The organism is Nocardia nova NBRC 15556 (genome assembly GCF_001613005.1).
GTDB classification, from domain to species: Bacteria; Actinomycetota; Actinomycetes; order Mycobacteriales; family Mycobacteriaceae; genus Nocardia; species Nocardia nova.
Genome location: NZ_BDBN01000161.1, coordinates 1 through 7,431 on the forward strand (window position 1 = coordinate 1; position 7,431 = coordinate 7,431).

Here is a 7,431-nt window from a genome sequence, read left to right on the forward strand (position 1 = left end):
GATCGGCTCGCCGCCTCCGCCCGCCGAACCTGATCGTCCCTTCGCACCGGTGCGGCCGGTCCCTGCCGAGCGAATGAGCTTCCCGCTACTGTCTTTCGGGCACTGTGCGATCCTTCGCACCGATCGACGAGACGAGACAGGGGTCCACATCCGATGGTTGGGTCAGGGACTGTGGGCGGGGACCTCGATCTGGCGGCGGTGCGGGCGTTCGTCGCCGCGGCCGAGGAGCGGCAGTTCAGTCTCGCCGCCGTGGTTCTCGGCATCAGTCAGCAGGCGGTGTCGAAGCGGATCGCGAAGCTGGAGGACCAGCTCGGGACGGCGCTGTTCGACCGCGTCCCCGCCGGAATCGTGCCGACCGCCGCCGGTGCGCGGCTGCTGCCGCATGCGCGAGCGCTGCTGGCGGTGGCCGAAACCGCGGTGGCGGCGGTCTGTGAGATGCCGCGTCCGCTGCGTGTCGCGGTGCAGGGCGAGCGCCAGGGCGCGACCGAGCAGATGCGGTTCTACCTCGACCGCAACCCCGGCGCCGAGACCGAGATCGTGATCTCGAACGTCTTCGTCACGTCGCGGGACATGGTGGTGCACGGCCGCGCCGACGCCGCCTTCGCGCGCCCCTCGGGCGGCCCCCGCCCGCTGCCGCCCGATATCGCGGCCGTCCCCGCCTATGTCGATCCGGCGCATCTGCTCGTCGGCAGGGACCATCCGCTGGCCGGGCGCTCGGCGGTGCCGCTCGCCGAGCTCGCCGCGTACACGGTGTGGATTCCGGGTGCCGGGGTGGCGTCGGAATGGGCCGACTTCTATCGCGAGCTGAGTGAATTCTGCGGTGTCACCATCGATACGACACCGCGCGACCGCACCCGGTTCCCCGGGCCCGACGGTATCGAAGCCATGCTCGCACGCATCGCGGACTCCGACACCCTGGCCACCGTCAGCAGCGATCACTTCCGCAATCCGTGGCATCCGCACATCCGTCGGGTGCCGATCGTCGACCCGACACCGGCCTATCCGCATGCGCTGCTGTGGTCGACGTCCAACACCCATCCGGGGCTACCGCACCTGATCGAGCATTTCCGCACGACCTACAACCGCGACATCGCCGCCGGCTGCTGGCTGCCCGCTGCCGACCGCGAGCGGTTCGCGGGCTGATCGCCGCGAATCCCGCTGCGCCCCTGCGCCTTCGGTTCGGGATCGACGCCGATCAGGAACCGGTGCGCACCGCCGGGCGGTCCGGATGATCCCAGCGCACGTCGAAGGTGGGCATGTCGTCGTGCTCGCGATCATGGCGCAGCAGCGCGGGCACGGTCCACCGGTCCGCAGGGTCGGTTCGGCGCAGCAGTGCAGATTCCGACATCTGCAGCCGCACGGTGACATCGAAATCCAAACCCCGGCCGAGCAACATCGGCCCCGCGACCACCAGGACGAGACCCGGTTCGGCGGGCTGCATGCGCGCCCGAGCGGACCGATCCTCGACTTCGTCCCACAGCGCGGGCAGCCACCGCCCGCGCCCGCGTACCGCTTCCAGCACTTCACGATCCAGGGCGGCGTAGTCGAACCAGGCTGTGCGATAGGTCATCTCGTCGCGCCCGAACTCCAGCCGCAGCGATGCCGGGCGCACGAAGTCGTGCAACCACACCCGCTCGGCCGGCCGCCCCCGCGTGCGGATCCGCTCGACGATCCGGTCCGCCGGTTGTCGCGGGTGCGCACCGTCGGCGCCGTCGACGGCCACCACGACCGGCCCCGGCAGGGCGAGAGCGACCGCGGCGACCCGCTCGACCAGCCCGTCCACGGCGATCGGTTCGTATGCGGGCATCCGCCTATCATGCCCGCCCCCGCGCGGATCCCGGAGAGTCGCCCGGCGACCGGGTTTGCCATCACATAGCCTGAGCGGGTCGATTTCGGGCACGGCGGTACCCGCGAGGCGATCGAACACCCTCCGCGGACCCCACCGGCGCCGCTGTTCGACGGTTGTCGTGAACTCGAGGAGGTCGTGGTCCGTGGCGGTGCTGGTCCCGCGTGAACGTCCGAGGCGGTGGTCGCTCGACGACATCGTCGTCACCGATCCGCCGATCATCCGGCGGGCGATCGGTGCCGCGAGTATCGGCAACATCACCGAGTGGTACGACTTCGGCGTCTACGCGTATTTCGAGCCGACCATCAAGGACGTGTTCTTTTCCCATCTCGGGGACACCGCCGGCACGATCGCCACCTTCGGCCTGTTCGCGGTGGCGTTCCTCGTCCGCCCGTTCGGCGGCATGTTCTTCGGACCGCTGGCCGACCGCGTCGGCCGCAACAAGGTGCTCGCCACCACGATGATCCTGATGGCGGCCGGCACGTTCGCCATCGGCTGTATCCCGGATCAGGACACGATCGGGATCTGGGCGCCGATGTTGTTGCTGGGCGCGCGGTTGCTGCAGGGTTTCTCGACCGGTGGCGAATACGGCAACGCGATGACCTTCATCGCCGAATACGCACCCGACCGGCGGCGCGGATTCCTCGGCAGCTGGCTGGAATTCGGCACCTTCACCGGATATCTGCTGGGCGCCTTGGTGGTCACGCTCGCCGACGCCACCCTCACCGACGAGCAGCTGCTGTCGTGGGGCTGGCGGCTGCCGTTCTTCGTCGCGCTGCCGCTGGGTGTGGTCGGCGTCTATCTGCGGATGCGGCTGGCCGACACCCCGGCCTTCGCCGCCCTGGAGAAAGAATCCGAGGAGCGGGAGAAGGCGAACAAGACCGGCGAGGAGGCGAAGATCCTGGCCCGGCTGTGGCCGTACGTGCTGGTCTGCATGGGCCTGGTGGTCGTCTGGAATGTCACCAACTACATGCTCACCTCCTATATGCCGACCTACGTCACCTCGACCGTGCCCGACAGCACCGGCGGCGGCGTGTCCTCCTCGGCGTCGCAGTGGCTGCAGATCGCGGTGATGACCATCGCGCTGCTGACCATCCCGGTGATCGGCCTGATCTCGGACCGGGTCGGGCGCAAACCGATCATCTGGGCCGGCATCGTCGCGTTGCTGGTGCTGGCGTTTCCGATGGTCCTGCTGGTGCGCACCGACAACGCCTTCGCCGTGTTCCTGGGCCTGCTCATGATGGGCCTGACCCTCATCTGCTTCAGCGCGACCATGCCGTCCACCCTGCCGTCGCTGTTCCCGACGAAGGTCCGCGGCGCGGGGCTGTCGGTGTCGTTCAACGTGGCGGTCTCGCTGTTCGCCGGCACCACATCGGTGGTGGTCGGCGCGCTCGTGGGCGCGACCGGCGATCTGAACTGGCCGGCGTACTACCTGATCATCGCGGGGCTGGTGGGTGCGGTCTCGGTGTACTTCCTGCAGGAGCCCAACGGCCGGCACATGTGGGGCTCGGCGCCGGCCGCGCGGTCCGCGGAGGAGGCGAGGGAACTGATCGGATCGCAGGGGGAGCGGGCGTCGTGAGCGGTGTCACGGCGGAGAGTCGCGCGCTGGGGCGGGTTCGCCATCGCTTAGCCTGAGCGGGGCACGTGGCGGAAGGACGGTACATGGCGACGATCGAAGAGGCACTGGAGATCGAGCGGCTCGAGCGGGACATCTTCCGCGGCGCGATCACCAAGTCCCAGCTGGCGCGCACATTCGGCGGTCAGGTTGCCGGGCAGGCGCTGGTCTCGGCCGTACGCACCGTGGAACCGCGCTTCGAGGTGCATTCGCTGCACGGATACTTCCTGCGCCCCGGCAATCCCGCCGAGCAGACCGTGTATCTGGTGGAACGCATTCGCGACGGGCGCTCGTTCTGCACCCGACGCGTCACCGGCGTCCAGGACGGCGAGGCGATCTTCACCATGTCGGCGTCCTTCCATGTCGGCGACGAGGGTCCCGAACATCAGGACCGGATGCCGGAAGTTCCGCTGCCGCAGGACATTCCGGACGAACGCGCGTCGATGAGCCCGGAGCGGCTGTGGCTCATGCGCGAATGGGAGCACTGGGACATCCGGCTGGTGCCACAGGAAGAGGTGGTCCGGCGCGACGGCCTGGCCTCCCAGCAGCAGGTCTGGTTCCGCTACCGGCACCCGCTGCCCGACGACCCGCTGTTCCACGTCTGCACCCTCGCCTACATGAGCGATATGACCCTGCTCGGTTCGTCGAAGGTCACCCACCGCGACGAACCGACCCAGGACGCGTCGCTCGACCACGCGATGTGGTTCCTGCGCCCCTTCCGCGCCGACGAATGGCTGCTCTACGACCAGAATTCCCCGTCCGCGGGCTACGGCCGCGCGCTCACCAGCGGGCGGATCTTCAACCAGCGCGGACAGTTCGTCGCCCAGGTCGTGCAGGAAGGGCTCATCCGCAAACTGCGGCGGTAGGTGAGCGGCGCCACAACGGCGGTGGCCGCGGGCCGCGTCCGCGCCGCGCGACTCGTATGCTCGTGCCGTGAAACCGACCATTGGCGTGCTGGCTCTGCAGGGTGACGTGCGGGAGCACTTCCACGCGCTGGCCGCGTGCGATGCCGAACCGGTGAGTGTGCGACGGGAATCGGAACTCGAGTCCGTCGACGCGCTCGTGCTGCCGGGCGGCGAATCCACCGCGATCAGCAAACTGCTCGAGGTCTTCGGGTTGCTGGAACCGCTGCGGGCGCGGCTGCGCGCGGGCATGCCGGCCTTCGGTTCGTGTGCCGGGATGATCCTGCTGGCGTCGGAGGTGCTCGACACCCGTCCCGACGCGCAGTCGCTGTCGGGCATCGATATGACGGTGCGGCGCAACGCCTTCGGACGTCAGGTCGATTCGTTCGAAACCGATCTCGACTTCACCGGACTCGACGAGCCCATCCGCGCGGTGTTCATCCGGGCGCCCTGGGTGGAACGAGTCGGCGACGGCGTCGAGGTCCTGGCCCGGGTTCCGCACCGGCCGCGGCCGGGGACCGTGGTCGCCGAGGGCCCGTCGGTGGGCGACCCGCAGGAGGCGGCGGGCCGGATCGTGGCGGTCCGGCAGGGCTCGGTCATCGCGACCTCGTTCCATCCCGAGGTGACCGGCGATCTGCGCGTGCATCGCCTGTTCGTCGACTCGGTCCGGGCCGCGGTGGCCGCCGGTACCTGACCGTTCGCCGCGCACCCCGGCCGGGCGATGGCGGACCGGGCAGTAGACTGCACAGCGATCGCCGGAACGCAGATCGCGAATCTGCCCGGGCCTCGAGCACACCGACCTGAAGGAAGTAGGGAATGAGCGGCCACTCCAAATGGGCCACCACCAAGCACAAGAAGGCCGTGATCGATGCCAAGCGCGGCAAGATGTTCGCGAAACTGATCAAGAACATCGAGGTCGCGGCGCGCACCGGCGGTGGTGATCCTGGCGGAAACCCGACTCTCTACGACGCCATCCAGAAGGCGAAGAAGTCGTCGGTTCCCAACGACAACATCGAACGCGCCCGCAAGCGCGGCGGTGGTGAAGAGGCCGGCGGCGCCGACTGGCAGACCATCATGTACGAGGGCTACGGGCCCAATGGTGTTGCGGTGCTGATCGAATGCCTCACCGACAACCGTAATCGCGCCGCCGGTGAGGTGCGCGTGGCCATGACTCGCAACGGTGGCAATATGGCCGACCCCGGGTCGGTCGCCTACCTGTTCCACCGCAAGGGCATCGTCACGCTGGAGAAGAACGGGCTCAGCGAGGACGACGTGCTGACCGCGGTGCTCGACGCGGGCGCCGAGGAAGTCAACGACCTCGGTGATTCGTTCGAGATCATCAGCGACCCCAGTGACCTGATCGCCGTGCGCACGGCGCTGCAGGAGGCCGGAATCGATTACGACTCCGCCGAATCCGGCTTCCAGCCCTCGGTGTCGGTGGCGGTCGACGCCGACGGCGCCCGCAAGGTGTTCAAACTCGTCGACGCGCTCGAGGACAGCGACGACGTGCAGAACGTGTACACCAACGTCGATGTCTCCGACGAGGTTCTCGCCGAACTCGACGCCTGATCCGTACCGCCGCGGGCCGCTGCCGGATGGACCGGCGGCGGCCCGCGGCGTGTGATCAGGTGTGCACGGGCAGTCCGAGCCGCGCCGACACCCACGGCAGCGACGAGGTGAACGCGGCCGCCGCGAACTGCCAGGTATGCCCGCCCTGAGTGGTGTGGATGGTGCACTCGATGCCGACCGCGCGGCCCTGACCACACAGTTTCTCGGCGGCACCGACCTCGCCGGTATCCATGACGCCGTCCTGGCCACCGACGCCGATGCGGCTCTCGTCGACCTGCGGCAGGTGGAACCGGCCGCCGGCGTCCTTACCGGTGCGGTCCGGGCGGTGCGGCGGCGTCAGATCGTCGAACAATCCGGCGACATCGGTATAGGGGCCGTGTTTCGCCATCACCGTCAACGGGTCGAAGCGGTCGTAGGCCGCCGCGTCGCCGCCGTAGAGGCGGGAGATCGTCTGCTCCTTGGTGCCGGACGTGGGACCGAGATCGCCCGCGATATCGACGAAGGTGCGGAACAGCTCCGGATGCATCACGGTCAGGTCGGTGGCGCAGGTACCGCCCATCGACCAGCCGATTACCGCCCACTTCGCCGGGTCGGCCGGCACGCCGAAACGCGAGTCCACATACGGCACAACATCTTTCGTGAGGTGGTCGGCGGCGGCGCCGCGCGGCCCGTCGACGCATTCGGTGTCGTTGTTGAAGCTGCCCGAGGAGTCGACGAAGACCAGGACGGGGGCGCTGCCGGCGTGGGCCGCGGTGAACGCGTCGATGGCGGGCATGATCTGGCCGCTGCGCAACCAGTCGGCGGGAGTGTTGAATTCGCCGCCGATCATCATCACCGCCGGCAGGGCGGGCGGGGTGGGCCCGGCGAACCACGCCGGCGGCAGGTAGACGTATTCGGTGCGGTGCTTGAACCCGCTGGCGCCGTCGCCGGTGTCGATCGGCACCACCACGCCGTTCGCGGGGTGACTGTTGCGCATCGCGGCGAGTTCGTCCTGATCGGTCTGGTGGGGCAGCGGCCCGGCCGTCAGCGCATTCCACGCCGACTGCACACTCGGGTAGTAGCCCACCCACTGGTTGAGCACCACCGCCGAACTGGCGATCGCGAACGGCACCGCCACGATCGCGGCGGTACGGTGCCACCACCGCGCGCCCGGCCAGCCGACGACCACCAGCGCGATCGCGGCGACCGCGACGCCCACCCAGATCCACAGCCGCACCGGAGCGGGATCGGAGGCCAGGCCCTCGTTGTTCATCACGGTGCGGGCGGCGAAGGCGGCCACCACCCCGAGGGCTAGGCAGATCGGCACCCGGATCAGCCACCACCGCCGGCTCCAGCGCACGATGGCGACCACGAGCAGGACGGCGGCGACGATCTCGATGGTCAGCGGTAGCCAGCCGTGCAGCAGCGAGACGCCGTGATGAAAACCGTTGTAGGGGTTCAGTTTCGCTGAGGGGAGCTGAGGTGGCGGAGGCGGCGCCACCGCGGGGGCGGCGGTCGGC

At 69.2% G+C, this 7,431-nt stretch carries 7 protein-coding genes; 5 read left to right on the forward strand and 2 right to left on the reverse strand.

The annotated features are described in order from the left end of the window. Positions 1-171: 171 nt before the first annotated feature. Complete coding sequence (locus NN2_RS35150) at positions 172-1,143, forward strand: LysR family transcriptional regulator (protein WP_169812491.1); 972 nt, start codon at positions 172-174, stop codon at positions 1,141-1,143. Positions 1,144-1,195: 52 nt separating this feature from the next. On the opposite strand, the gene NN2_RS35155 is transcribed toward NN2_RS35150, so the two are convergent. After that, entirely contained in the window at positions 1,196-1,807 is a 612-nt protein-coding gene (locus NN2_RS35155) for a nucleoside/nucleotide kinase family protein (protein WP_063019552.1), read from the reverse strand. Positions 1,808-1,991: 184 nt separating this feature from the next. Between NN2_RS35155 and NN2_RS35160 the strand changes: the two genes are divergently transcribed. The 4 genes from NN2_RS35160 (at position 1,992) to NN2_RS35175 (ending at position 5,932) form a co-directional block, all read left to right on the forward strand. Next, a complete protein-coding gene (locus tag NN2_RS35160; protein ID WP_082857483.1) occupies positions 1,992-3,425 on the forward strand; it encodes an MFS transporter in 1,434 nt (477 codons plus the stop codon). Between the two features lie 83 nt (positions 3,426-3,508). Then, complete coding sequence (locus NN2_RS35165) at positions 3,509-4,327, forward strand: acyl-CoA thioesterase (protein WP_063019556.1); 819 nt, start codon at positions 3,509-3,511, stop codon at positions 4,325-4,327. Between the two features lie 67 nt (positions 4,328-4,394). Further along, complete coding sequence (pdxT, locus tag NN2_RS35170; RefSeq protein WP_030513906.1) at positions 4,395-5,057, forward strand: pyridoxal 5'-phosphate synthase glutaminase subunit PdxT; 663 nt, start codon at positions 4,395-4,397, stop codon at positions 5,055-5,057. Positions 5,058-5,179: 122 nt separating this feature from the next. Continuing rightward, positions 5,180-5,932 (forward strand): YebC/PmpR family DNA-binding transcriptional regulator, encoded by a 753-nt coding sequence (locus tag NN2_RS35175; protein ID WP_030513907.1) that lies wholly within the window; start codon positions 5,180-5,182, stop codon positions 5,930-5,932. Positions 5,933-5,987: 55 nt separating this feature from the next. Here NN2_RS35175 and NN2_RS35180 read toward each other — a convergent pair. Beyond that, the coding region (locus NN2_RS35180; protein ID WP_439955879.1) for an alpha/beta hydrolase at positions 5,988-7,431 on the reverse strand (1,444 nt) is incomplete at its 5' end.

Excerpts from the sequence above, each read along its gene's own strand:
- NN2_RS35165 (WP_063019556.1), top strand. The coding sequence starts at position 3,509 with ATGGCGACGATCGAAGAGGCACTGGAGATCGAGCGGCTCGAGCGGGAC.
- NN2_RS35155 (WP_063019552.1), bottom strand. The coding sequence starts at position 1,807 with ATGCCCGCATACGAACCGATCGCCGTGGACGGGCTGGTCGAGCGGGTC.
- NN2_RS35175 (WP_030513907.1), top strand. The coding sequence starts at position 5,180 with ATGAGCGGCCACTCCAAATGGGCCACCACCAAGCACAAGAAGGCCGTG.